This window comes from Streptococcus sp. 27098_8_51, assembly GCF_041432205.1.
Lineage (GTDB): Bacteria > Bacillota > Bacilli > Lactobacillales > Streptococcaceae > Streptococcus.
This window is the reverse complement of the sequence record NZ_JAPVZE010000005.1, coordinates 40,857-67,185: the sequence shown is the minus strand read 5'-3', so window position 1 is coordinate 67,185 and position 26,329 is coordinate 40,857. Positions and strand designations below refer to the sequence as shown.

At 41.1% G+C, this 26,329-nt stretch carries 23 protein-coding genes and 2 tRNA genes; 23 read left to right on the top strand and 2 right to left on the bottom strand.

Going from position 1 to position 26,329, the window contains the following annotated elements:
* Positions 1–110 precede the first annotated feature (110 nt).
* From parE to O3622_RS05000, 19 genes are all read left to right on the top strand, one after another.
* Positions 111–2,060 (top strand): DNA topoisomerase IV subunit B, encoded by a 1,950-nt coding sequence (parE, locus tag O3622_RS05090; RefSeq protein WP_371607144.1) that lies wholly within the window; start codon positions 111–113, stop codon positions 2,058–2,060.
* 60 nt (positions 2,061–2,120) lie between these two features.
* Complete coding sequence (locus tag O3622_RS05085) at positions 2,121–2,909, top strand: hypothetical protein (protein WP_371607143.1); 789 nt, start codon at positions 2,121–2,123, stop codon at positions 2,907–2,909.
* A gap of 11 nt (positions 2,910–2,920) precedes the next feature.
* Entirely contained in the window at positions 2,921–3,721 is an 801-nt protein-coding gene (locus O3622_RS05080) for an aminoglycoside 6-adenylyltransferase (RefSeq protein ID WP_371607142.1), read from the top strand.
* Positions 3,722–3,972: 251 nt separating this feature from the next.
* Positions 3,973–6,453 (top strand): DNA topoisomerase IV subunit A, encoded by a 2,481-nt coding sequence (parC, locus tag O3622_RS05075; protein WP_371607141.1) that lies wholly within the window; start codon positions 3,973–3,975, stop codon positions 6,451–6,453.
* Positions 6,454–6,567: 114 nt separating this feature from the next.
* Positions 6,568–7,605 (top strand): branched-chain amino acid aminotransferase, encoded by a 1,038-nt coding sequence (locus O3622_RS05070; protein ID WP_284697408.1) that lies wholly within the window; start codon positions 6,568–6,570, stop codon positions 7,603–7,605.
* Between the two features lie 112 nt (positions 7,606–7,717).
* Positions 7,718–7,948, top strand: coding sequence for a DUF2969 domain-containing protein (locus O3622_RS05065; RefSeq protein ID WP_000037107.1), 231 nt, complete (start codon positions 7,718–7,720; stop codon positions 7,946–7,948).
* Positions 7,949–7,997: 49 nt separating this feature from the next.
* Positions 7,998–8,078: transfer RNA gene (locus O3622_RS05060), tRNA-Tyr, on the top strand.
* 8 nt (positions 8,079–8,086) lie between these two features.
* A tRNA-Gln gene (locus O3622_RS05055) sits at positions 8,087–8,158 on the top strand.
* Positions 8,159–8,320: 162 nt separating this feature from the next.
* Complete coding sequence (rpsA, locus tag O3622_RS05050) at positions 8,321–9,523, top strand: 30S ribosomal protein S1 (protein WP_001001617.1); 1,203 nt, start codon at positions 8,321–8,323, stop codon at positions 9,521–9,523.
* 82 nt (positions 9,524–9,605) lie between these two features.
* Positions 9,606–10,103 carry a GAF domain-containing protein gene (locus O3622_RS05045; protein ID WP_000887140.1) on the top strand — a complete coding sequence of 166 codons (498 nt, stop codon included), beginning with the start codon at positions 9,606–9,608 and terminating at the stop codon, positions 10,101–10,103.
* The gene (gene dnaX, locus O3622_RS05040; RefSeq protein ID WP_084921804.1) at positions 10,103–11,761 is read left to right on the top strand and encodes a DNA polymerase III subunit gamma/tau; all 1,659 of its coding nucleotides are present in this window, start codon (positions 10,103–10,105) and stop codon (positions 11,759–11,761) included. Before O3622_RS05045 ends, dnaX begins: the two co-directional genes overlap by 1 nt.
* Positions 11,762–11,788: 27 nt before the next feature.
* Positions 11,789–11,983, top strand: coding sequence for a DUF3272 family protein (locus O3622_RS05035; RefSeq protein WP_000198269.1), 195 nt, complete (start codon positions 11,789–11,791; stop codon positions 11,981–11,983).
* 151 nt (positions 11,984–12,134) lie between these two features.
* Positions 12,135–12,905 (top strand): Fe-S cluster assembly ATPase SufC, encoded by a 771-nt coding sequence (sufC, locus tag O3622_RS05030; RefSeq protein ID WP_000114489.1) that lies wholly within the window; start codon positions 12,135–12,137, stop codon positions 12,903–12,905.
* A 27-nt stretch (positions 12,906–12,932) separates the two neighbouring features.
* Positions 12,933–14,195, top strand: coding sequence for a Fe-S cluster assembly protein SufD (gene sufD, locus O3622_RS05025; RefSeq protein WP_371607140.1), 1,263 nt, complete (start codon positions 12,933–12,935; stop codon positions 14,193–14,195).
* Between the two features lie 10 nt (positions 14,196–14,205).
* The gene (locus O3622_RS05020; RefSeq protein ID WP_000887706.1) at positions 14,206–15,432 is read left to right on the top strand and encodes a cysteine desulfurase; all 1,227 of its coding nucleotides are present in this window, start codon (positions 14,206–14,208) and stop codon (positions 15,430–15,432) included.
* Entirely contained in the window at positions 15,419–15,859 is a 441-nt protein-coding gene (sufU, locus tag O3622_RS05015) for a Fe-S cluster assembly sulfur transfer protein SufU (protein ID WP_371607139.1), read from the top strand. The genes O3622_RS05020 and sufU overlap by 14 nt, the downstream gene beginning before the upstream one ends.
* 57 nt (positions 15,860–15,916) lie before the next feature.
* Positions 15,917–17,329: a Fe-S cluster assembly protein SufB gene (gene sufB / locus O3622_RS05010; protein WP_084849775.1), complete on the top strand. Its 1,413-nt coding sequence runs from the start codon at positions 15,917–15,919 to the stop codon at positions 17,327–17,329.
* Positions 17,330–17,348: 19 nt separating this feature from the next.
* Complete coding sequence (locus tag O3622_RS05005; RefSeq protein ID WP_070567549.1) at positions 17,349–17,918, top strand: hypothetical protein; 570 nt, start codon at positions 17,349–17,351, stop codon at positions 17,916–17,918.
* Positions 17,919–18,130: 212 nt separating this feature from the next.
* The gene (locus O3622_RS05000) at positions 18,131–19,528 is read left to right on the top strand and encodes an APC family permease (RefSeq protein ID WP_070567547.1); all 1,398 of its coding nucleotides are present in this window, start codon (positions 18,131–18,133) and stop codon (positions 19,526–19,528) included.
* A gap of 22 nt (positions 19,529–19,550) precedes the next feature.
* Here O3622_RS05000 and O3622_RS04995 read toward each other — a convergent pair whose 3' ends face one another.
* Positions 19,551–20,399, bottom strand: a complete 849-nt coding sequence (locus O3622_RS04995; RefSeq protein WP_070567545.1) for a YitT family protein — start codon at positions 20,397–20,399, stop codon at positions 19,551–19,553.
* A 141-nt stretch (positions 20,400–20,540) separates the two neighbouring features.
* On the opposite strand from O3622_RS04995, the gene O3622_RS04990 reads away from it, so the two are divergent.
* The gene (locus tag O3622_RS04990; protein WP_125457204.1) at positions 20,541–21,377 is read left to right on the top strand and encodes a DegV family protein; all 837 of its coding nucleotides are present in this window, start codon (positions 20,541–20,543) and stop codon (positions 21,375–21,377) included.
* Positions 21,378–21,484: 107 nt separating this feature from the next.
* Positions 21,485–21,760 (top strand): HU family DNA-binding protein, encoded by a 276-nt coding sequence (locus O3622_RS04985; protein WP_001284636.1) that lies wholly within the window; start codon positions 21,485–21,487, stop codon positions 21,758–21,760.
* 128 nt (positions 21,761–21,888) lie between these two features.
* Here O3622_RS04985 and O3622_RS04980 read toward each other — a convergent pair whose 3' ends face one another.
* Entirely contained in the window at positions 21,889–22,875 is a 987-nt protein-coding gene (locus tag O3622_RS04980; RefSeq protein WP_000204722.1) for an L-lactate dehydrogenase, read from the bottom strand.
* A gap of 193 nt (positions 22,876–23,068) precedes the next feature.
* Between O3622_RS04980 and gyrA the strand changes: the two genes are divergently transcribed.
* Together gyrA and O3622_RS04970 are read left to right on the top strand one after the other, a co-directional pair.
* The gene (gene gyrA, locus O3622_RS04975) at positions 23,069–25,537 is read left to right on the top strand and encodes a DNA gyrase subunit A (protein WP_049479366.1); all 2,469 of its coding nucleotides are present in this window, start codon (positions 23,069–23,071) and stop codon (positions 25,535–25,537) included.
* Positions 25,537–26,292 (top strand): class A sortase, encoded by a 756-nt coding sequence (locus O3622_RS04970; RefSeq protein ID WP_000018508.1) that lies wholly within the window; start codon positions 25,537–25,539, stop codon positions 26,290–26,292. Before gyrA ends, O3622_RS04970 begins: the two co-directional genes overlap by 1 nt.
* Positions 26,293–26,329 lie beyond the last annotated feature (37 nt).

Sequence of the window (26,329 nt, the reverse complement as noted above, 5' to 3'; positions counted from 1 at the left end):
TAGAAAGTCAGAGAATATCCTGTGAAATTGTGACAGCTGAAAGGGAAAAGCTTTGCAAAATCGCTAGAAAACCTGTAAAATAGAAAAGATGAACAAATAGGAGGTTCCTTGTGTCAAAAAAGGAAATCAATATTAATAACTACAATGATGACGCCATTCAGGTGCTAGAAGGGTTGGATGCGGTCCGTAAACGTCCAGGGATGTATATTGGATCGACTGACGGTGCTGGTCTCCATCACCTAGTCTGGGAAATTGTGGACAATGCAGTCGATGAGGCTTTGTCTGGATTTGGTGACCGCATTGATGTGACCATCAATAAGGACGGCAGTCTAACTGTTCAAGACCATGGTCGTGGGATGCCAACCGGGATGCACGCCATGGGAATTCCAACTGTTGAAGTTATCTTTACCATTCTCCACGCTGGAGGAAAATTCGGTCAAGGTGGTTATAAGACATCAGGTGGTCTCCACGGAGTGGGATCTTCAGTCGTTAATGCCCTTTCTAGTTGGCTAGAAGTTGAAATTACTCGTGACGGTACAGTCTACAAGCAACGTTTTGAAAATGGTGGAAAACCTGTTACAACCTTGAAAAAAATTGGTACAGCACCCAAGTCTAAGACAGGTACCAAAGTCACTTTCATGCCTGACGCGACGATTTTTTCTACGACTGACTTCAAGTACAATACCATTTCAGAACGACTCAATGAGTCAGCCTTTCTTTTAAAAAATGTTACCTTGTCTTTGACAGATAAGCGAACAGATGAAGCAATCGAATTCCATTATGAGAACGGGGTACAGGACTTTGTTTCTTACCTCAATGAAGACAAGGAAATCTTGACGCCAGTCCTATACTTTGAAGGCGAAGACAATGGTTTCCAAGTGGAAGTTGCCCTCCAGTACAATGATGGATTCTCAGATAACATTCTATCCTTTGTCAATAACGTTCGTACTAAAGATGGTGGAACGCACGAGACAGGACTCAAGTCAGCCATTACCAAGGTTATGAATGACTACGCGCGTAAGACTGGGCTCCTCAAGGAAAAAGATAAAAACCTAGAAGGTTCAGATTATCGTGAGGGACTAGCTGCCGTTCTTTCTATTCTGGTTCCTGAAGAGCACCTTCAGTTTGAAGGACAGACCAAGGACAAACTTGGAAGTCCACTAGCTCGTCCAGTTGTAGACGGGATTGTGGCTGATAAGTTAACCTTCTTCCTCATGGAAAATGGAGAACTTGCTTCCAATCTTATTCGCAAGGCTATCAAGGCTCGTGACGCTCGTGAAGCAGCACGAAAGGCTCGTGATGAGAGCCGAAATGGCAAGAAAAACAAGAAAGACAAGGGCTTGCTTTCTGGTAAATTAACCCCAGCCCAGTCTAAAAATCCAGCTAAGAATGAACTCTATCTGGTCGAGGGAGACTCTGCCGGTGGTTCTGCCAAACAAGGCCGTGACCGTAAGTTCCAGGCTATCCTACCTCTTCGTGGTAAGGTCATCAATACAGCCAAGGCCAAGATGGCGGATATCCTCAAAAATGAAGAAATCAATACCATGATTTATACCATTGGTGCGGGTGTGGGAGCAGACTTCTCCCTTGAAGATGCCAACTATGACAAGATCATTATCATGACCGATGCGGATACTGACGGTGCTCATATCCAAACCTTGCTCTTAACCTTTTTCTACCGCTACATGCGTCCGCTAGTCGAGGCAGGACATGTCTATATCGCCCTTCCGCCTCTTTACAAGATGTCCAAAGGAAAAGGCAAGAAGGAAGAAGTGGCCTATGCTTGGACGGACGGAGAGCTAGAAGAACTCCGCAAGCAATTCGGCAAAGGGGCTACCCTCCAACGCTACAAAGGTCTAGGTGAGATGAATGCGGACCAGCTCTGGGAAACAACCATGAACCCAGAAACGCGTACCCTTATCCGTGTTACCATCGAAGACCTTGCACGCGCCGAACGCCGTGTCAATGTCCTTATGGGAGATAAAGTCGAACCACGCCGCAAGTGGATTGAAGATAATGTCAAGTTTACGCTGGAAGAGAGTGGGGAAGTTATTTTTTAAAATAGTGAGATAAAAATCTTTTAAAGAAATAGAATGAAATTAATTGAAAAGTGAGAAAAAATGATAAAAAAAGTAAAATTAATAATAGTCTGTTCTTTAATTTTTCTTTTTATAATTAGCTTATTATGTTTTTTGATTGACTGGTTTGATATAGGAATATTTTCATCCCTAAAGGGGGATTGGCTAAGTTATTTTGGTAGTATAGTTAGTTCAATTGTCAGTATTTTCGGTATTTATTGGACATTAAGAGATAACAGACTTCAGCAAAAAATTGAACATCGTCGTGAAATTCTTCCGTATATTATTTATAATTTAAAAAAAATAGAAACAGATGATGATATTCTAAATAATCATCATAGTATGTCTTTTGATTATTTAGAAATGGATAAAAAGGGATATTCATTCGATAAAACCGAACCTCTTATTATTTGTTTGGAGATGGAAAATGTTGGGTTAGGAAATGCCATAGTTAAAGATTATATTTTGAACTATAATAAAGAAAGTATAAAATTAATGGAATTGAAAGAAAAAATAATAAATAACTATCTTGTTATAAAAAAAGGTGAGAAGAGAAAGATATACTTACGATTTCGTGTTCCAAATTTTAATGATTATGAAATAGATTATATGGATAAATATTCTGATACCTATGATTATAGTCAAATTGACTTTTCAATTGATATTCTTTTATATGATTTATCAAAAAATTTATATAAAGAAACATTAGAATTTAAGATAAATAAAAATACTGTTTCATCGTATACGTTTAATCAAGAAGAATATCACTATATATATAGATTTAACAAAAAGAATATTTTTCCAGTGCTTCAAAAATCTGAGGAGGGATAATTAATTCAGAAATGTTAAATTTGATTTTAAAAACAGCTAAAAAGTTACAAGTCGAGGCTGTCGCCATGTCTGGTTCACGGACTGATACAAAAGTGCAAAAAGATGAGTTTCAAGATTACGACGTGGTCTATATTGTGGATGATTTTGATAATCTGACAAGTGACCTTTCTTGGTTGAATCAGTTTGGCAAGCGCATCATTGAGCAACATAACGTACTTGAACATCGCCATCTGTATCTCATGCTCTTTGAAGATGGCAATCGGATTGATTTAACCCTCTGTCCCAAAGACCACATTCAAGAGTGGGTAGATAGTGAGGCAGGATTCACCGTTTTAGAAGATGAGAAAGGCTTGTTTGTTCACTATTTCCCAAGTCCTCAACGTTACTGGACAAGTCCCGCTAGTCAGACAGATTTTGAAAAAGCCTGCAATGAATTTTGGTGGGTGTCAGCCTACGTAGTCAAAGGAATCTGTCGTAAACAACTACTCTATGCCACTGACCATCTTTATGGTATTTGTCAACAAGAACTCTTGAAGGTCTTAGCTTGGCAGGTAGCCAATGATAGGGGAAGAGTCGATATCGGCAAGAACTATAAGTATCTCTTTAACTATTTACCTGCTGAGAAAGAGAAACAATTCTCAAATCTGCTTGATTTCTCCAGTTTAGAAAAAATCACTCAGTCTTTATTTGCAACAATGAAACTTTTCCACCAAGAAGCTCAATCCCTTGCTAACAAGATGGGCTTTGATTATGATAAAGAAGTGGGTGAGAAGATGATTGAGTATGCTGAGGAGAGACTTTCGAATCACTAACTAAATAAAGTATATAAAAGTATATAATTTAAAAGATTAAACTACAGAAAAGATAGTTTAGTTATATATAGTAACTGAACACGGAACTAATTTCTGTAAATTATCCCTTATTCTATAAAAACCACTCTACATTCTTTGAAAGGAGTTGAACACGCCCTAAATGCTGTGTGAAAAAGATAGATTCTCTTGTGAGCATCGCTCACTGCAATAATTTCCTATTTTCACTTTGCATTTTACGGGCTTAGTATCCTATGTCTAACATTCAAAACATGTCCCTGGAGGACATCATGGGAGAGCGCTTTGGTCGCTACTCCAAGTACATCATTCAAGACCGGGCTTTGCCAGACATTCGGGATGGCTTGAAGCCGGTTCAGCGTCGTATTCTTTATTCAATGAATAAAGATGGCAATACTTTTGACAAGAGCTACCGTAAGTCGGCCAAGTCTGTCGGTAACATCATGGGGAATTTTCACCCACACGGTGATTCTTCCATCTATGATGCCATGGTTCGTATGTCTCAGGACTGGAAAAACCGTGAGATTCTAGTTGAAATGCACGGTAATAACGGTTCCATGGACGGAGATCCGCCTGCGGCTATGCGTTATACCGAGGCTCGTTTGTCTGAGATTGCTGGTTATCTTCTTCAAGATATCGAAAAGAAGACAGTTCCCTTTGCTTGGAACTTTGACGATACCGAGAAAGAGCCGACGGTTTTGCCAGCAGCCTTTCCAAACCTCTTGGTCAATGGTTCGACTGGGATTTCAGCTGGTTATGCTACAGACATTCCACCGCATAATTTGGCTGAGGTTATTGATGCGACGGTTTACATGATTGACCACCCAACAGCCAAGGTGGACAAACTCATGGAATTCTTGCCTGGGCCAGACTTCCCTACAGGAGCTATCATCCAAGGGCGTGATGAAATCAAGAAGGCTTATGAAACTGGGAAAGGGCGCGTGGTTGTTCGTTCTAAGACGGAGATTGAAAAGCTAAAAGGCGGTAAGGAACAAATCGTTATCACTGAGATTCCTTATGAAATCAATAAGGCTAATCTAGTCAAGAAAATCGATGATGTTCGTGTCAATAACAAGGTAGCTGGGATTGCCGAGGTTCGTGATGAGTCTGACCGTGACGGTCTTCGTATCGCTATTGAACTTAAAAAAGACGCGAATACCGAGCTTGTACTCAACTATCTCTTCAAATATACTGACTTGCAAATCAACTACAACTTTAACATGGTGGCGATTGACAATTTCACCCCTCGTCAGGTTGGGATTATTCCAATCTTATCTAGCTACATCGCCCACCGTCGTGAAGTGATTCTAGCACGTTCCCGCTTTGACAAGGAAAAGGCTGAGAAACGTCTGCATATCGTTGAAGGTTTGATTCGCGTGATTTCGATTTTGGACGAAGTCATTGCCCTTATCCGTGCTTCTGAGAACAAGGCTGACGCTAAGGAAAACCTCAAGATCAGCTATGAGTTTACTGAGGAGCAGGCAGAAGCCATCGTGACCTTACAACTTTACCGTTTGACCAATACAGACGTGGTTGTCTTGCAGGAAGAAGAAGCAGAATTGCGTGAAAAGATTGCCATGCTTGCGGCTATCATCGGTGATGAACGGACTATGTACAATCTCATGAAGAAAGAACTTCGTGAGGTCAAGAAGAAATTTGCGACACCACGTTTGAGTACTTTGGAAGATACAGCAAAAGTGATTGAGATTGACACAGCTAGTTTGATTGCCGAGGAAGATACCTATGTCAGCGTAACTAAGGCAGGCTATATCAAGCGTACTAGCCCACGTTCCTTTGCGGCATCTACTCTGGAAGAAATTGGCAAGCGTGATGATGATCGTTTGATCTTTGTACAAACTGCCAAGACAACCCAGCACCTCTTGATGTTCACTACTCTTGGAAATGTCATTTATCGACCAATCCATGAATTGGCAGATATTCGTTGGAAGGATATCGGAGAGCACCTGAGCCAAACGATTACAAACTTTGAAACCAACGAAGAAATCATTTATGCAGAAGTAGTGGATCAGTTTGATGATGCAACTACCTACTTTGCAGCAACTCGCCTTGGTCAAATCAAACGCGTAGAACGCAAAGAATTCTCTCCATGGCGGACCTACAAGTCTAAGTCTGTTAAGTATGCTAAGCTCAAAGACAAGACAGACCAGATTGTAGCAGTAGCACCAATCAAACTGGATGATGTACTCTTGATTAGCCAAAATGGTTATGCCCTTCGTTTTAATATCGAAGAGGTTCCGGTTGTTGGTGCCAAAGCTGCAGGTGTCAAGGCTATGAACCTGAAAGCAGATGATGCGCTTCAGGCTGCCTTTATCTGTAACACCTCATCCTTCTATCTCTTGACACAGCGTGGAAGCTTGAAACGCGTTTCCATTGAGGAAATTCCAGCGACCAGCCGTGCCAAACGAGGCCTACAAGTCTTGCGTGAGTTGAAAAACAAACCGCATCGTGTCTTCTTGGCAGGAGCAGTTGCAGAGCAAGGTTTCGTTGGTGATCTCTTTAGTACAGAAGTAGAAGAAAACGACCAAACGTTACTTGTTCAATCTAACAAGGGAACAATCTATGAAAGCCGATTGCAGGACCTCAACTTGTCAGAACGTACTAGCAATGGAAGCTTTATTTCAGACACGATTTCAGATGAAGAAGTTTTCGATGCTTACCTCAAAGAAATCTTTAAAGAGGATAAAGCGAATTCATAAAAAAATCAGTCCAGAGGGCTGATTTCTTTATGTTGAAAAAATTTTCAGAAAATTACAAATAATACTTGAAATTTTACTAGAAAAGTGTAGAATAGAACACATAGTTTGAATAGTATAAAGGAGAAACACATGACAGTTGCAATTGATTGGGAAAACCTTGGATTTGCTTATATGAAACTACCTTACCGTTATATCGCTCACTACAAAAATGGTCAATGGGATCAAGGAGAATTGACAGAGGATGCAACCTTGCATATTTCAGAGTCTTCTCCAAGTCTCCACTATGGACAGCAAGCATTTGAGGGATTGAAAGCCTATCGTACCAAGGACGGCAGTGTTCAATTGTTCCGTCCTGACGAAAATGCCAAGCGTTTGCAACGTACTTGCGACCGTCTTTTGATGCCACAAGTTCCGACAGAAATGTTTGTAGAAGCTTGTAAAGCAGTTGTGCGTGCAAATGAAGAATACGTCCCACCATATGGAACAGGTGGAACCCTTTATCTTCGTCCACTATTAATTGGTGTTGGGGATATTATTGGGGTTAAACCTGCAGAAGAGTATATTTTCACCATCTTTGCTATGCCAGTTGGTAACTATTTTAAAGGTGGTTTAGTCCCAACAAATTTCTTGATTCAGGATGAATACGACCGGGCAGCCCCAAATGGTACAGGTGCGGCCAAGGTAGGTGGGAACTATGCTGCTAGTCTCCTTCCAGGTAAAATGGCCAAGTCACGCCAATTCTCAGATGTTATCTACCTAGACCCATCTACACATACAAAGATTGAAGAAGTCGGATCAGCCAACTTCTTTGGAATCACGGCCGACAATGAATTTGTTACGCCATTGAGTCCATCCATCTTGCCATCCATTACCAAGTACTCTTTGCTTTACTTGGCAGAACACCGCTTGGGCTTGACTCCGATTGAAGGTGATGTCCCAATCGATAATTTGGATCGTTTTGTAGAGGCAGGTGCTTGTGGAACAGCAGCGGTTATTTCTCCAATTGGAGGCATCCAACATGGCGATGATTTCCATGTTTTCTATAGTGAAACAGAAGTAGGTCCTGTGACACGTAAACTTTATGATGAATTGACTGGTATCCAATTTGGTGACGTAGAAGCACCAGAAGGATGGATTGTCAAAGTGGACTAAAAGACATGAAGTAAAGAAGAACTCCATAGCAGTTGTAAGGACTGAAATGGAGTTTTTTCTTGCTAGTTTGAGCATTTTCTTGTACAATAGAAAAAGTGAAAAGAGGTAGAGTATGAGTAAAAAAGATAAGAAAATCGAAATTCAATTAACTGATGCAAAAGTGACTGTTGGAAAAGACAGCTATGAAGGATACGTTTTGACGATCGGGAAAAAGGTTATTGGGGAAATTGCCGAATTAGATAGCCAATTTGCCATCATAAAGAATGGAAATGTCGATAGTTTTTATAAAAAACTTGAAAAAGCTGTGGAAATTTTGATTGAAAACTATAATTTGACAAAATAATACTTGTTTTATTGAAAATTTCATGATATAATAGTTCTCGTTAAACATTGGAGAGATAGCGAAGAGGCTAAACGCGGCGGACTGTAAATCCGCTCCTTCGGGTTCGGGGGTTCGAATCCCTCTCTCTCCATTCATCAATGGGGTATAGCCAAGCGGTAAGGCAAGGGACTTTGACTCCCTCATGCGTTGGTTCGAATCCAGCTACCCCAGTTCTTAGGTAATAAATTCAAGATAAAAAGAAAAATATCTTAGGGTATTTTATTTTTATAATTGAAAGACGTGAACGATATGAACATGTCTTTGCGGGTGCTTAGGAAAAAAATTATAAGTATGTCAAGTTTGGAAAAACTTGATTGTTGGAGGATTTTTTAGATGAACGAATTTGAAGATTTGCTAAATAGCGTTAGCCAAGTTGAGCCTGGTGATGTTGTTAGTGCTGAAGTATTGACAGTTGATGCGACTCAAGCTAACGTTGCAATCTCTGGGACTGGTGTTGAAGGTGTCTTGACTCTTCGCGAATTGACAAACGATCGCGATGCAGATATCAATGACTTTGTGAAAGTAGGAGAAGTATTGGATGTTCTTGTACTTCGTCAAGTAGTTGGTAAAGATACTGATACAGTTACATACCTTGTATCTAAAAAACGCCTTGAAGCTCGCAAAGCATGGGACAAACTTGTAGGACGCGAAGAAGAAGTTGTTACTGTTAAAGGAACTCGTGCCGTTAAAGGTGGACTTTCAGTAGAATTTGAAGGTGTTCGTGGATTCATCCCAGCTTCAATGTTGGATACTCGTTTCGTACGTAACACTGAGCGTTTCGTAGGTCAAGAATTTGATGCTAAAATCAAAGAAGTTGATCCTAAAGAAAACCGCTTCATCCTTTCACGTCGTGAAGTTGTTGAAGCAGCTACTGCAGCAGCTCGTGCTGAAGTATTCGGTAAATTGGCCGTTGGTGATGTCGTAACTGGTAAAGTTGCTCGTATCACTAGCTTTGGTGCTTTCATCGACCTTGGTGGAGTCGACGGATTGGTTCACTTGACTGAATTGTCACACGAACGTAACGTATCACCTAAATCAGTTGTAACTGTTGGTGAAGAAATTGAAGTGAAGATCCTTGATCTTAACGAAGAAGAAGGACGCGTATCACTTTCACTTAAAGCAACAACACCTGGACCATGGGATGGTGTTGAGCAAAAATTGGCTAAAGGTGATGTAGTAGAAGGAACAGTTAAACGTTTGACTGACTTTGGTGCATTTGTTGAAGTATTGCCAGGTATCGATGGACTTGTTCACGTATCACAAATTTCACACAAACGTATCGAAAATCCAAAAGAAGCTCTTACTGTTGGTCAAGAAGTTACTGTTAAAGTCCTTGATGTTAACGCTGACGCAGAACGTGTATCTCTTTCTATCAAAGCTCTTGAAGAACGTCCAGCTCAAGAAGAAGGACAAAAAGAAGAAAAACGTGCTGCTCGTCCACGTCGTCCAAAACGTCAAGAAAAACGTGATTTCGAACTTCCAGAAACACAAACAGGATTCTCAATGGCTGACTTGTTCGGTGATATCGAACTTTAATCAAATTGATAATCACAAAATCCTTTGTTTAAAACAAGGGATTTTTCTTTTGTCTCTTTCTCATTTTTGATATAATAGTTCTATGTTAGATTCAGAAAAACAATCACAATATCAATTGTTAAATGAGGAACTCTCTTATTTACTTGAAGGTGAGAGCAATGTTCTTGCCAATCTTTCAAATGCTAGTGCCCTTCTAAAATCTCGCTTTCCGAATACTGTCTTTGCAGGGTTTTATCTGTTTGATGGTAGCGAGTTGGTTTTAGGGCCTTTTCAGGGTGGTGTTTCTTGTATTCGCATTCCGCTTGGAAAAGGCGTGTGTGGAGAAGCTGCTGAGTTTCAAGAGACTGTTTTGGTTGGCGATGTGAGCACCTATCCAAACTACATTTCTTGTGATAGTATGGCCAAGAGTGAAATCGTGGTTCCCATGCTCAAGAATGGTCAATTGCTGGGTGTCTTAGACCTGGATTCTTCAGTTATTGATGATTACAATGCCGTTGACCGTGATTACTTGGAACAATTTGTCGCTATTTTGCTTGAGAAGACAGAATGGGACTTTACGATGTTTGAGGAGAAAGCCTAATGTATCAAGCACTTTATCGAAAATATAGAAGCCAGACTTTTTCACAACTAGTAGGTCAAGAAGTTGTGGCTAAAACCCTAAAACAAGCAGTTGAGCAGGAAAAGATTAGTCATGCCTATCTTTTCTCAGGTCCTCGAGGAACTGGTAAAACCAGTGTAGCCAAGATTTTTGCCAAGGCTATGAACTGTCCGAACCAGGTAGACGGGGAACCATGTAATAACTGTTATATCTGCCAAGCAGTCACAGAAGGTAGCCTAGAAGATGTTATCGAAATGGATGCGGCTTCGAATAATGGAGTCGATGAAATCCGTGAAATTCGTGATAAATCCACCTATTCTCCTAGTTTGGCCCGTTATAAGGTCTATATCATAGACGAGGTTCATATGTTGTCTACAGGAGCTTTTAATGCGCTTTTGAAGACCCTAGAAGAACCAACCCAGAACGTTGTCTTTATTTTGGCGACTACCGAATTGCACAAGATTCCAGCAACTATTTTATCGCGTGTCCAACGTTTTGAGTTTAAATCGATTCGAACTCAAGATATCACGGCACATATTCATCATATTTTAGAAAAAGAAAATATCAGTTCTGAACCAGATGCTGTAGAAATCATTGCCAGACGGGCTGAAGGTGGGATGCGGGATGCCTTGTCTATTCTGGACCAAGCCTTGAGTTTGACTCAAGGGAATGCTTTAACTACAGCTATCTCTGAGGAGATTACAGGCACCATTAGTCTATCAGCGCTTGATGACTATGTAGCCGCCTTGTCACAGCAGGATGTTTTAAAAGCTCTTGATTCTTTGAATCTTTTGTTTGAAAATGGCAAGAGTATGACTCGTTTTGTGACGGATCTTTTACAGTACTTGCGTGATCTATTAGTTGTTCAGACAGGTGGCGAAAATACTCATCATAGTCCAGTTTTTATGGACAATCTAGCTCTTTCTCAGGAAAGTCTCTTTGAAATGATTCGAATAGCGACTGTGAGCTTGGCAGATATGAAAGCGAGCCTACAACCTAAGATTTATGCTGAGATGATGACCATTCGTTTAGCGGAGATTAAGCCTGAACCAGTGCTTTCAGGAGCTGTCGAAAGTGAAATTTCTGCACTGAGACAGGAAGTAGTTCGTCTCAAGCAAGAACTTGCTAATGTTGGAACGGTGCCTAAACAAGTGGCGCCAGTCCCTAGCCGTCCAGCCACTTCCAAGACTGTCTATCGAGTAGACCGTAATAAGGTTCAGGCTATCCTACAAGAAGCTGTTGAAAATCCTGAATTGGCGCGGCAAAACTTGATTCGCCTCCAGAATGCGTGGGGAGAAGTGATCGAAAGCTTAGCTGGTCCTGATAAGGCTCTGCTTGTTGGTTCTCAACCAGTTGCGGCCAACGAACACCATGCTATTTTAGCCTTTGAGTCTAATTTCAATGCAGGCCAAACCATGAAACGGGATAACCTCAACACCATGTTTGGCAACATCCTCAGTCAGGCGGCTGGATTTTCACCTGAAATCCTGGCAATTTCCCTAGAGGAATGGAAAGAGGTTCGTGCAGCATTTTCAGCTAAAAACAAGTCTTCTCAAGCAGATCAAGAGGTAGAAGAAGAAAGTCTGATTCCAGAGGGATTCGAATTTCTGGCTGATAAAGTCATGGTCGAAGAAGACTAAAAGTGGATTTCATGGTACAATAATTCTATGACTAGACAACAATTTATCGTGATAGCACTATTTACTGCTGCTGAGACTTATTTTTTCAATGAAGCTTGGATGACGGGTCGCTATTTCATGGCAGCCTTTTGGGCCATTCTACTTTTTCGAAATTTTAGATTAAGTTATGTAATGGGGAAAATAGTAGATGCCATTGATCAGCACCTAAACCGCAAGGATTAGTCACTAGCTTCTAGACAAAATCAAAGCCTTTTAGGCTTTTTTTTGTTATACTAGTAGAGTATATTTATGGACCTTTTCTTGTATTTTTTGAGAAATGTAAGTGATTTCTCTAAGGATAAAGGAAGTAGGCCAGAAAAAGAAAGGAACTATCATGTCAGTATTAGAGATCAAAGATCTTCACGTTGAGATTGAAGGAAAAGAAATTTTGAAGGGGGTCAATCTGACTCTGAAAACAGGAGAAATCGCAGCTATCATGGGACCAAATGGTACTGGTAAATCGACTCTTTCTGCCGCTATCATGGGGAACCCTAACTATGAAGTTACCAAAGGTGAGGTCTTGTTTGATGGCGTAAATATTCTTGAGTTGGAAGTGGACGAGCGTGCGCGTATGGGACTTTTCCTGGCTATGCAATACCCATCTGAAATTCCAGGAATTACCAACGCTGAATTTCTTCGTGCAGCTATGAATGCTGGTAAAGAAGATGATGAAAAGATTTCAGTTCGTGAGTTTATCACTAAACTAGACGAGAAAATGGAATTGCTCAACATGAAAGAAGAAATGGCAGAGCGTTACCTCAACGAAGGTTTCTCAGGTGGTGAGAAAAAACGTAATGAAATTCTTCAACTCTTGATGTTGGAACCAACTTTTGCCCTTTTGGATGAGATTGACTCAGGTCTTGATATTGACGCCCTTAAAGTTGTATCGAAAGGTGTGAATGCCATGCGTGGTGAAGGCTTTGGTGCTATGATCATCACACACTACCAACGTCTTTTGAACTATATCACGCCAGACGTGGTCCACGTGATGATGGAAGGTCGTGTTGTTCTTTCTGGTGGTCCAGAATTGGCTGCCCGTTTGGAACGTGAAGGATACGCAAAACTAGCTGAAGAACTTGGCTACGACTACAAGGAAGAATTGTAATTCCCTCGTATCTTTTAGGAGAAGTAAATGACTAAAGAGAATATTAAACTTTTTTCAGAAATGCACGCTGAACCAAGCTGGTTGGCTGACCTCCGTCAAAAAGCTTTTGATAAGATTGAGAGTTTGGAATTACCAGTCATTGAGCGTGTCAAATTTCATCGTTGGAATCTGGGAGATGGTACCATCACAGAAAGTGAACCTTCAGCAAATGTTCCTGACTTCACGGCTCTAGATAATCACTTGAAGTTAGTGCAAGTAGGAACGCAAACTGTTTTTAAACAAACTCCAGTTGCGTTAGCTGAACAAGGTGTTGTCTTTACAGACTTTCACTCAGCTTTAGAAGAAATTCCAGAGCTTATTGAGGAATTCTTCATGTCATCAGTTAAGTATGATGACGACAAGTTGGCAGCCTACCATACAGCTTACTTTAACAGTGGTGCTGTTCTCTACATTCCTGATAATGTTGAGATTACAGAGCCAATCGAAGGAATTTTCTACCAAGACAGTGATAGCGATGTGCCATTTAACAAGCATATTATGATTATCGCTGGTAAAAATTCTAAGATTAGTTATCTTGAACGTTTAGAGTCTCGTGACGAAGGTAGTGCCAAGGCAACTGCTAATATCACGGTCGAAGTGATTGCTCGTTCTGGTGCGCAAGTGAAATTTGCAGCTATTGACCGTTTAGGTGAAAATGTCACTGCCTATATTAGCCGTCGTGGTAAACTAGGAAACGATGCAAGCATTGACTGGGCAATCGGTGTCATGAACGAAGGAAATGTCGTTGCGGACTTTGATAGTGACTTGATTGGAAATGGTAGCCATGCTGACCTGAAAGTCGTAGCTCTTTCAAGTGGCCGTCAGGTGCAAGGGATTGACACTCGAGTGACTAACTATGGTTGCAACTCAATCGGAAATATCCTCCAACATGGGGTTATCCTTGAAAAAGCTACCTTGACCTTCAATGGTATTGGCCACATTATCAAGGGTGCTAAGGGAGCAGATGCGCAGCAAGAGAGTCGTGTTCTCATGCTTTCAGACCAAGCACGTTCAGATGCCAACCCAATTCTTTTGATTGATGAAAATGACGTAACTGCAGGTCACGCGGCTTCTATCGGTCAGGTGGATCCAGAAGATATGTACTACCTCATGAGCCGTGGCTTGGATAAGGCGACTGCTGAGCGTTTGGTTGTTCGTGGTTTCCTTGGCTCCGTAATTGTTGAGATTCCAGTCAAAGAAGTTCGTGATGAAATGATTGCAACTATCGAAGAAAAATTGTCAAAACGCTAAGGGGAAGCCTATGTTAGATGTAGAAGCGATTCGCAAGGATTTTCCAATTTTAGACCAGATTGTTAATGATGAACCTCTGGTCTATCTGGACAATGCTGCGACGACACAAAAACCACTAGCAGTTCTGGAAACAATCAACCGCTACTATGAGCAGGACAATGCAAATGTTCATCGTGGGGTTCATACCTTGGCGGAGCGGGCGACAGCTTCCTATGAGGCGGCTCGTGAAACCATTCGTAAGTTTATCAATGCAAGCTCTACAAAGGAAGTACTCTTTACCAGAGGAACGACAACCAGCCTTAACTGGGTGGCACGCTTTGCTGAGGAAATCCTGACTGAGGGAGACCAGGTCTTGATTTCTGTCATGGAACACCATTCCAATATCATTCCTTGGCAGGAAGCTTGTCGAAAGACCGGAGCTGAGCTTGTCTATGTTTATCTCAAGGACGGAGCTCTGGATATGGATGACTTGCGCGCTAAATTGACTGATAAAGTCAAGTTTGTCTCCCTAGCTCACGCCTCAAATGTTCTTGGTGTGGTCAATCCGATCAAGGAAATCACGCAATTAGCCCACCAAGTTGGAGCTATTATGGTGGTGGATGGTGCTCAGTCTACGCCACATATGAAGATTGATGTCCAGGACTTGGATGTGGACTTCTTTGCTTTTTCAGGTCACAAGATGGCTGGTCCGACTGGTATCGGTGTCCTTTACGGTAAAGAAAAGTATCTGGAACAAATGTCTCCAATTGAATTTGGCGGTGAGATGATCGATTTCGTCTATGAGCAATCTGCTAGTTGGAAGGAATTGCCTTGGAAATTTGAGGCTGGAACGCCAAATATGGCAGGGGCTATCGGACTTGCAGCAGCAGTGGATTATCTGGAAAAGATTGGTATGGATGCCATTGAAGCTCATGAACAGGAATTGATTGCATACGTCTTTCCAAAATTGCAGGCCATTGAAGGTTTGACCATTTATGGTTCGCAGGACTTGGCTCAACGTTCGGGTGTCATTGCTTTTAACCTAGGTGATCTTCATCCCCACGATCTTGCGACGGCTCTGGATTATGAAGGAGTGGCTGTTCGTGCTGGTCACCATTGCGCCCAACCCTTGCTTCAGTATTTAGAAGTCCCAGCAACAGCTCGTGCAAGTTTTTATATCTACAATACCAAGGCAGATTGTGACAAACTAGTCGATGCCCTACAAAAGACAAAGGAGTTTTTCAATGGCACTTTCTAAACTAGATAACCTTTATATGGCAGTGGTGGCAGACCATTCGAAAAATCCACATCACCAAGGAAAGTTAGAAGACGCTGAACAAATCAGTCTCAATAATCCAACCTGTGGGGATGTTATCTACCTCTCTGTCAAGTTTGACGCAGAGGACCGTTTGGAAGATATTGCTTTTCTAAATTCAGGATGCACGATTTCAACTGCCTCTGCTAGTATGATGACAGATGCTGTTTTGGGCAAGACCAAACAAGAAATTCTAGAGCTTGCGACCATTTTTTCAGAAATGGTTCAAGGTCAAAAAGATGACCGCCAAGACCAACTTGGCGATGCAGCTTTCTTATCAGGTGTTGCCAAATTCCCACAACGGATTAAGTGTGCAACTCTAGCTTGGAATGCCCTTAAGAAAACAATTGAAAATCAAGAAAAACAGTAAGACAAGTTTCTTTTGTCTTATGAATCATTAGTAATATAGAATGAAAGAAAGGATATTATGGCTGAAGAAAGAGTAGAACCAAAACCAATTGACCTTGGTGAATATAAATTTGGTTTCCATGACGATGTAGAGCCTGTCTTATCGACAGGAAAAGGATTGAACGAAGAAGTCATTCGCGAATTATCAGCTGCTAAGGGAGAACCTGAGTGGATGTTAGAATTCCGTTTGAAGTCTTATGAAACCTTCAAAAAAATGCCTATGCAAACCTGGGGAGCAGACTTGTCAGAGATTGACTTTGATGACTTGATCTACTACCAAAAACCTTCTGATAAACCAGCCCGTTCTTGGGATGAAGTTCCTGAAAAAATCAAAGAAACCTTTGAACGTATCGGTATTCCAGAAGCTGAACGTGCTTATCTAGCAGGTGCCTCTGCCCAGTACGAGTCAGAAGTGGTATACCACAACATGAAGGAAGAGTTTGAGAAGTTAGGAATTATCTTTACAGATACGGATTCTGCCCTCAAGGAATACCCAGACTTGTTTAAACAATACTTTGCGAAGTTGGTACCACCGACTGATAACAAGTTGGCAGCCCTCAACTCTGCAGTATGGTCGGGTGGAACCTTTATCTACGTGCCAAAAGGTGTCAAGGTAGATATTCCACTTCAAACCTATTTCCGTATCAACAACGAAAATACAGGTCAGTTCGAACGTACCTTGATTATTGTTGATGAAGGAGCAAGCGTCCACTACGTAGAAGGATGTACAGCACCAACTTATTCTAGCAACAGCTTGCACGCTGCCATTGTAGAAATTTTCGCTTTGGACGGAGCTTATATGCGTTATACTACTATCCAAAACTGGTCTGATAATGTCTATAACTTGGTAACAAAACGTGCCAAAGCTTTGAAAGATGCGACTGTTGAGTGGATTGATGGAAACTTAGGTGCCAAAACAACTATGAAATACCCATCTGTTTACCTAGATGGAGAAGGGGCCCGTGGTACTATGCTTTCTATCGCCTTTGCTAATGCTGGTCAACACCAAGATACTGGTGCCAAGATGATCCACAACGCACCGCATACAAGCTCGTCTATCGTTTCTAAATCCATCGCTAAAGGCGGAGGAAAGGTTGACTACCGCGGACAAGTAACCTTTAACAAGAACTCTAAGAAATCTGTTTCTCACATCGAGTGTGATACCATTATCATGGATGACTTATCAGCGTCAGATACCATTCCATTCAATGAAATTCACAACTCGCAAGTTGCTTTGGAGCACGAAGCTAAGGTTTCTAAGATTTCAGAGGAACAACTCTACTACCTCATGAGCCGTGGTTTGTCAGAATCTGAGGCAACCGAGATGATTGTCATGGGATTTGTCGAACCCTTCACAAAAGAACTTCCAATGGAATACGCAGTTGAGCTGAATCGCTTGATTAGCTATGAAATGGAAGGATCTGTCGGATAAAACCCAAAAGGAGAAGCAAATGGGATTTTTAAAGCGTTTATTTGGAACGATTGAAAAAGTGAATAAGGGAGAAGCCCCGATTGAAGAGTTGGATCAGGCATTTGTTTTTGATCTTGAAGCAGAAGCTGATGATTATTGGCGACAAATGGAACAAAACCTCTTGATAAACGCTGTAAAAGCTGCTGGCGGTCCTGAGGCAGTAGAACGTGCATTTGTTCTTGCTAATTTTAAGGAAAATCAAGAAACCTTTGAGCTCTTTTATCAGGTAAATGGTCAACTTCTTTCATGGAGAGAGATGGATGCGACAGTTGTTGATAAAATCAGCAATCAACTCCTTCCGCAAGCGGCAGAAGTAGCGCGTGCAGTAAATGAAAATTATGAAGAGGCAAATGTACCAGTAATCCAGTACGCTATGCTTCAATTTGAAACTGCAACCATGGCTTGGTTTGGTCGGAAGCTGACAACAGCTTCTCCAGAAGCACAACTGACTTTTGAAGAATTGGTATCTGGTTGGCGCGCTATTCTGGAACAAGAAGTTCCACATCGTCCTTTAGATAGTGACCGTCCGTTCCCTTACTTTGAAGTTTAAAAAATCCCAAATCCCCAAAAACTTTCAATGGGGTATACTGTTGAGCTTAATCGCTTGATGAGTAACTAATTGAAAGAATTACTGGGTAAAAATGCAAATTCTGAACAGGAATCCTTTCTGTTCAGAATTTTTTTAAAAAAGAACCTAATAAATATTCACAAAAATACTTTTATATGGTAAAATAAAACAATTACATTTAGTGGAGATGAAGTATGAATATTTTTAGAACCAAGGATGTTAGTCTGAGACAGACAGAGATGCATCGCCATTTGAAATTGTGGGATTTGATTCTTCTAGGGATTGGTGCTATGGTGGGGACGGGGATTTTCACCATTACAGGAACAGCAGCGGCTACCCTAGCTGGTCCATCACTAGTGATTTCCATTGTGATTTCTGCCCTGTGTGTTTCTCTATCAGCCCTCTTTTTTGCAGAATTTGCCTCTCGTGTTCCTGCAACTGGTGGTGCTTATAGTTACCTCTATGCGATTCTAGGAGAATTGCCAGCCTGGATTGCTGGCTGGCTGACCATCATGGAATTCATGACGGCTGTTTCAGGTGTGGCGTCTGGCTGGGCAGCTTACTTTAAGGGATTGCTTAGTAATTATGGTATCTCGATGCCGCAAGCCTTGAATGGAACCTTTAACCCTGAACAAGGAACCTATATCGATCTTCTGCCTATTTTAGTACTTACCTTGGTAACGGGATTGGTTTTATTAAATTCTAAGGCAGCTTTGAGATTTAATTCGCTTTTAGTGGTCTTGAAATTCTCAGCTCTCGCCTTATTTATCCTAGTTGGTATTTGGTACATCAAGCCTGAAAATTGGACGAATTTTGCTCCATTTGGTTTTGGTCAACTATATGGTGGAAGTACTGGGATTATGGCGGGCGCATCTTTGATGTTCTTTGGTTTTCTCGGATTTGAGTCTATTTCCATGGCAGTTGATGAAATTCAAAATCCTCAAAAAAATATTCCTCGCGGAATCGTACTTTCTCTGACAATCGTCACCATTCTCTATGCCTTGGTAACTTTAGTATTGACAGGGATTGTTCACTACAGTAAGCTCAATGTGGACGATGCAGTAGCATTTTCATTACGGAGTATTGGTATCGGCTGGGCGGCAAATTATGTTTCGCTTGTAGCCATTCTAACCCTGATAACCGTATGTATCTCCATGACTTATGCTTTATCTCGGATGATTTATAGCTTAGCACGTGATGGACTTTTACCTCAAAGTTTCAAACAATTAAGCAAGACTAGTCGCGTTCCTAAAAATGCGACCCTCTTAACAGGAGTTGCTTCAGCCATTGCTGCAGGAGTCTTTCCTCTAGCCAGTATTGCAGCCTTCTTAAATATCTGTACGCTAGCTTATCTCATTTTGCTAGCCTATGGAATAATAAAACTCAGAAAGGATAAGGGGATGCCAAAAGAGGGAGAGTTTAAAACTCCCTTGGTGCCACTTTTGCCAATTCTTTCCATTCTTATCTGTGTTTCCTTTATGCTTCAATATAGTCTAGATACCTGGATTGCCTTTGGTATTGCTCTTCTAGTTGGTCTAGTCATTTACTTTACTTACGGGTTCCGCCATTCAACCCTCGCAGAAGAAGAATAAAAGCTGGGAATTCCCAGCTTTTTTAATCTTTCACATAAGTAAATCCTTCACCCAGAATTTCATGAGCCTCAGTGATAGTGATAAAGGCTTGAGGGTCGATTTTGTGAATCATATCTTTCATTTTAACGATTTCGTTCCGACCTACGATACAGTAGATGATTTTTAAATCCTTTTTGCTGTAGTAGCCTTGACCAGATATAAAGGTAACGCCACGTCCGAGTTCATCGTTAATCTCTTTGGCCAATTGATCAGGATATTGGGTAATAATCATAAATCCTTTACCAGCATAACCCCCTTCACCGATCAAGTCAATAACACGAGCGATGATAAAGTCAAATAAGAGGGTATAGGTAACTAGACGAAGGTCCTGGAAGATAATCAAAATCAACATTAGGATAAAAAAGTCAATCCCAAAGAGCAATTTACCAATCGAAATATTGGTGTATTTGTTGAGGATACGGGCAACGATATCAGAGCCACCAGTGGTTCCACCAGCATTAAAGATAATTCCTAAACCAACCCCTAGTAAGACTCCTGAGACTAAAGCGACAATGATGAGATCTCCTTGCAAGTCGATATGCAAAGGAATGCGCTCAAAGATTGCTAGCCAAATGGAAAGTGAAATAGATCCTAGAAGGCTGGAGTAGAGGGTCTTAGGTCCAAATATCTTCCAAGCCAGGATAAATAAAGGGATATTAATCAAGAGGTTCATCAATGAGACAGGAATCTTAAAAAGATAGTAGGTAATCAAGGTAATACCTGTCGCCCCTCCCTCAAATAAATGATAAGGAACAACAAAGTAAGTAAGACCGAAGGCATAGATAGCAGCTCCAAAAATAATAGTGATAATCGGTTGAAGTTTTCGAATCATGGCTGTTCCTCACTTTTCTATAGATAGATTATACCAAAAATTCAGTTCTTTTCATCGGATCACTTATGATTTTTTATCATTTTTTTGATATAATAAAGGAGAAAATCCCAATCCTATCGAGAAGAATAGAAAGATTGAATTATGACACAAGTAAAAATTGTAACGGACTCTTCTGTTACTATCGAACCAGAAGTAGTTAAAGAATTAAATATCACTGTTGTCCCTCTATCAGTTATGATTGATAGTGTGCTTTATTCGGATGCAGATTTTAAAGAGGGAGAATTCCTTCATCTTATGCAACAAAGTAAGAATCTGCCTAAAACAAGTCAGCCACCTGTAGGAGTGTTTGCTGAGGTCTTTGAAGAACTAGGTAAAGATGGCAGTCAAATTATCGCCATTCACATGTCCCATGCCTTGTCTGGAACTGTGGAAGCTGCTCGCCAAGGGGCCAGCCTCTCAACTGCTGATGTAACGGTTCTTGATAGTTCCTTTACAGATCAAGCAATGAAGTTCCAAGTTGTTGAAGCTGCAAAACTTGCTAAAGAAGGTAAAGATTTAGAAACGATCTTGGCTCATGTAGAGGACGTCAAAAATCATACAGAACTCTATATCGGTGTTTCGACGCTAGAAAACTTAGTTAAGGGTGGTCGTATTGGACGTGTGACAGGATTACTAAGCTCACTCTTGAATATTCGTGTAATAATGCAGATGAAGAACCACGAACTCCAACCAATCGTCAAAGGACGTGGAGCGAAAACGTTCAAAAAGTGGCTTGAGGAATTAACCAATACTCTTTCCCAAAAATCAGTTGCAGAAATTGGAATTTCTTATGCTGGAACGAACGAATGGGCGAATGAGATGAAGGCATTATTGCAACCTTATGTTGAGAAGCCAATCTCTGTATTGGAAACTGGCTCTATTATTCAAACTCATACTGGAGAGAATGCTTGGGCGATTCTAATTCGCTACAATTCCTAAAAAAATAGAGAAAAAATAGTCAAAATAGTGTTTTTGACTTGACCTATAGCCGATTTTAGGATATGATTATATTTGTTAATTAGAAATTATTTGGAGGATTTGTTAACATGGCAAACAAACAAGATTTGATCGCTAAAGTAGCAGAAGCTACAGAATTGACTAAGAAAGATTCAGCAGCAGCAGTTGACGCTGTATTTGCAGCAGTAACTGAATACCTTGCAGCTGGTGAAAAAGTTCAATTGATCGGTTTCGGTAACTTTGAAGTTCGTGAGCGTGCAGCACGTAAAGGTCGCAACCCACAAACTGGTAAAGAAATCAAAATCGCAGCTTCTAAAGTTCCAGCATTCAAAGCTGGTAAAGCTCTTAAAGACGCTGTTAAATAATGAATTTTCAAAAAGCCTATTGTATCAAGCTTCATTGCTTGGTCGATAGGCTTTTTTGTTGCTTTGGGGTATTTTTGGGGCAAAAAGAAAAAAGAAAAAGGTTCCCATGTTTGAGAACCTTCTTTTCATTAGTTTTTAGAAGCTGCTTGGAATTCAGGGTTTTTCCATGCTTCATCAATGATAGCTTGCAATTCTTTAGCAGATGCTTGCATTTTTTGAGTTTCAGCATCGTTCAATGGGATGTTTACTGGACGAACGATACCGTGTGCACCAACAACAGCTGGTTGACCGATAAAGACGTTTTTAACACCGTATTGACCTTCTTGGAAGACTGAAAGTGGAAGTACTGCATTTTCGTCATCAAGGATTGCTTTTGTGATACGAGCAAGTGCTACAGCGATACCGTAGTATGTAGCTCCTTTTTTGTTAATGATTGTGTAGGCAGCGTCACGAACACCTTCGAACAATTCAATCAATTCAGCTTCTTGAACGTTTTGAGTGTCTTTAAGGAATTCTTCTAGGTTTACACCAGCGATGTTAGCGTGTGACCAAACCGCAAATTCAGAATCTCCGTGTTCACCCATGATGTAGGCGTGAACTGAACGAGCATCAACATCCAATTTTTCAGCAAGTGCTTGACGGAAACGTGCTGAGTCAAGTGAAGTACCTGAACCGATAACACGTTCTTTAGGGAATCCAGAGAATTTCCAAGTTGAGTAAGTCAAAACGTCAACTGGGTTAGCTGCAACAAGGAAGATACCATCGAACCCTGATTCAACAACTTGTGTTACGATTGATTTGTTGATAGCCAAGTTTTTTCCTACAAGGTCAAGGCGAGTTTCACCTGGTTTTTGAGGAGCACCTGCAGTGATAACAACAAGGTCAGCGTCTGCACAGTCAGAGTATTGAGCAGCGTAGATTTTTTTAGGTGAAGTGAAGGCAAGGGCGTGGCTAAGGTCAAGCGCATCACCAACAGCTTTTTCGTGTAATTGTGGAATTTCGATAATTCCAAGCTCTTGTGCAATTCCTTGGTTAACAAGTGCGAAAGCATAAGATGAACCTACGGCACCGTCACCAACAAGGATCACTTTTTTGTGTTGTTTAGTTGAAGTCATTATCTAAACATCTCCTTCATTTTTTTTAGGGGAATCCCCAGACACTTTCATTCTATCACTTTTAAAAAGCTTTGTCACGAATATTCTATTCGGTTATCAATGTAAACGTTTTAGCGATTTTCAAAGGCTGAAATGAAGGACAAATTATGGTATAATATATCTAATTACTAATAGTGAAATGAGGCATTTATGAATGCAGGATAGAAATTTAGTGAATGTCAATCTGACAAAGGAGATGAAGACTAGCTTTATCGATTACGCCATGAGTGTTATCGTAGCGCGGGCTCTTCCTGATGTTCGAGATGGTTTAAAACCTGTTCACCGCCGTATTCTTTACGGAATGAATGAACTAGGTGTTACTCCAGACAAACCTCATAAAAAATCAGCCCGTATCACAGGGGATGTCATGGGTAAATACCACCCTCACGGAGACTCGTCTATTTATGAGGCTATGGTTCGTATGGCCCAGTGGTGGAGCTACCGTTACATGCTCGTTGATGGGCATGGAAACTTTGGTTCCATGGATGGGGACGGTGCTGCCGCGCAGCGTTACACTGAGGCACGTATGAGCAAGATTGCTCTAGAAATGCTTCGTGATATCAATAAAAACACGGTTGATTTCGTAGACAACTACGATGCCAATGAGCGTGAACCCTTGGTCTTGCCAGCTCGTTTTCCAAACCTTTTGGTCAATGGAGCAACGGGTATCGCCGTTGGGATGGCAACCAATATTCCCCCTCACAACTTGGGTGAAACCATTGATGCAGTGAAGTTGGTTATGGACAATCCTGAAGTGACGACTAAGGACTTGATGGAAGTCTTGCCTGGTCCAGATTTTCCAACTGGTGCTCTTGTCATGGGGAAATCAGGGATCCACAAAGCTTATGAGACCGGTAAAGGTTCCATTGTCCTTCGTTCTCGTACAGAGATTGAAACCACTAAGACGGGTCGTGAGCGTATTGTTGTAACGGAATTCCCTTATATGGTTAATAAAACCAAGGTACATGAGCATATTGTTCGCTTGGTTCAGGAAAAACGAATTGAGGGCATTACAGCCGTACGTGATGAGTCCAACCGCGAAGGCGTTCGCTTTGTAATCGAGGTTAAACGCGACGCGTCTGCCAACGTTATCCTTAACAACCTCTTCAAGATGACCCAGATGCAAACCAACTTTGGTTTCAACATGTTGGCGATTCAAAATGGTGTGCCAAAAATTTTGTCCCTTCGTCAAATTTTGGATGCTTATATCGAGCACCAAAAAGAAGTGGTTGTTCGCCGTACTCGTTTTGACAAGGAAAAAGCAGAAGCGCGTGCGCACATCTTAGAAGGTCTTTTAATCGCTCTGGATCACATTGATGAAGTGATTCGTATTATCCGTGCTAGTGAAACGGATGCGGAAGCGCAAGCTGAGTTGATGAGCAAGTTTAAGCTTTCAGAGCGTCAAAGTCAAGCTATCCTTGATATGCGTCTTCGTCGTTTGACAGGATTGGAACGTGATAAGATTCAGTCTGAATATGATGAATTGATTGCCTTGATTGAAGATTTGGCTGATATTCTTGCCAAGCCTGAGCGCGTGGCGCAAATCATCAAAGAGGAGCTGGACGAAGTCAAACGCAAGTTTGGTGACAAGCGTCGTACGGAGTTGATGATCGGAGAAGTCTTAACTCTTGAAGATGAAGATTTGATTGAAGAAACGGATGTCTTGATTACCCTATCTAACAAGGGCTATATCAAACGTTTGGACCAAGGTGAGTTTACTGCTCAAAAACGTGGTGGCCGTGGAGTTCAAGGTACGGGAGTTAAGGATGATGACTTTGTGCGTGAGTTGGTTTCAACCAGCACCCATGATCATCTGCTCTTCTTTACCAATAAAGGACGCGTATATCGACTAAAAGGTTATGAAATACCTGAATACGGTCGTACTGCTAAGGGCTTACCAGTTGTCAATCTATTGAAGTTAGACGAAGGTGAGAGTATTCAGACCATCATCAACGTTGAGTCTGAACGTAGTGATGACGCCTATCTCTTCTTCACAACCCGTCACGGTATTGTGAAGAGAACCAGTGTTAAAGAGTTCGCTAATATTCGTCAAAATGGACTTAAAGCTTTGAATCTTAAGGATGAAGACGAATTGATTAATGTCTTGCTGACAGAAGAAGATACGGATATTATCATTGGTACCAAGTTTGGTTATGCTGTTCGCTTTAATCAATCAGCTGTTCGTGGCATGAGCCGTATCGCGACTGGTGTTCGAGGAGTCAATCTTCGTGAGGGTGACACAGTAGTTGGCGCTAGCGTGATTACAAACCAAGACGAGGTTCTTATCATCACTGAAAAAGGATATGGTAAACGTACACTTGCTACTGAATATCCTACTAAAGGCCGTGGTGGTAAAGGGATGAAGACAGCCAATGTTGCTGAGAAGAATGGTCCTCTGGCTGGTCTCCTTACTGTTAAAGGCGATGAAGACCTGATGATTATCACAGATACAGGTGTCATGATCCGTACAAATGTTGCCAATATTTCACAAACTGGACGCTCAACTATGGGAGTTAAGGTGATGCGTCTAGATCAGGATGCTAAGATTGTGACCTTTACTACGGTTGCTGCGGCAGAAAAAGAAGAAGTTGGGACTGAAATTGAAACAGAAGGTGAAGCATAATGTCTCATAAAAAAACGAAAAATAAAAAGAGTAAGAAAAATAAGCGCAGAAATCTATTTATCAATATTTTAGCGGGTTTCTTAATTCTTCTTTCCTTAGCCTTGATTTTTAATTCAAAGATTCGCGATATCTTTTTGGTATGGAATACCAATAAATACCAAGTCAATCAAGTCACTAAGGAAAATATAGATGAAAACCTAAAATCCGAGGGAAATTTTGATTTTGACTCTGTTAAGTCTATTTCATCTGAAGCTGTATTGGCTTCACAATGGGATGCTCAGAAACTTCCTGTTATTGGAGGTATTGCTATTCCTGAAGTAGAGATTAACCTTCCTATTTTCAAAGGTTTGGACAATGTAAACTTGTTCTACGGAGCAGGGACCATGAAACCTGATCAAAAAATGGGAGAAGGGAACTATTCTCTAGCCAGTCACCATATCTTTACTGCTGAAAATGCCAGTCAAATGCTCTTCTCACCTTTGGTCAATGCCAAAGCAGGTATGAAAATTTACCTGACGGATAAGGATAAAGTTTATACTTATGAGATTACAGAAGTTAAACGTGTTACACCAGACCGTGTAGATGAAATCGAAGATCGTGATGGCGTAAAGGAGATTACTTTGGTTACCTGTGTTGATTATAATGCGACCGAGCGTATAATCGTCAAAGGAATCTTTAAAGAATCAAAAGCTTATTCTGAGACTTCTGAGGATATTTTGAAGGCCTTTAATCAACCGTATAGACAACGTTATTAAGAATGAATGAACCAGTGAAGTGCTATTTTACTGGTTT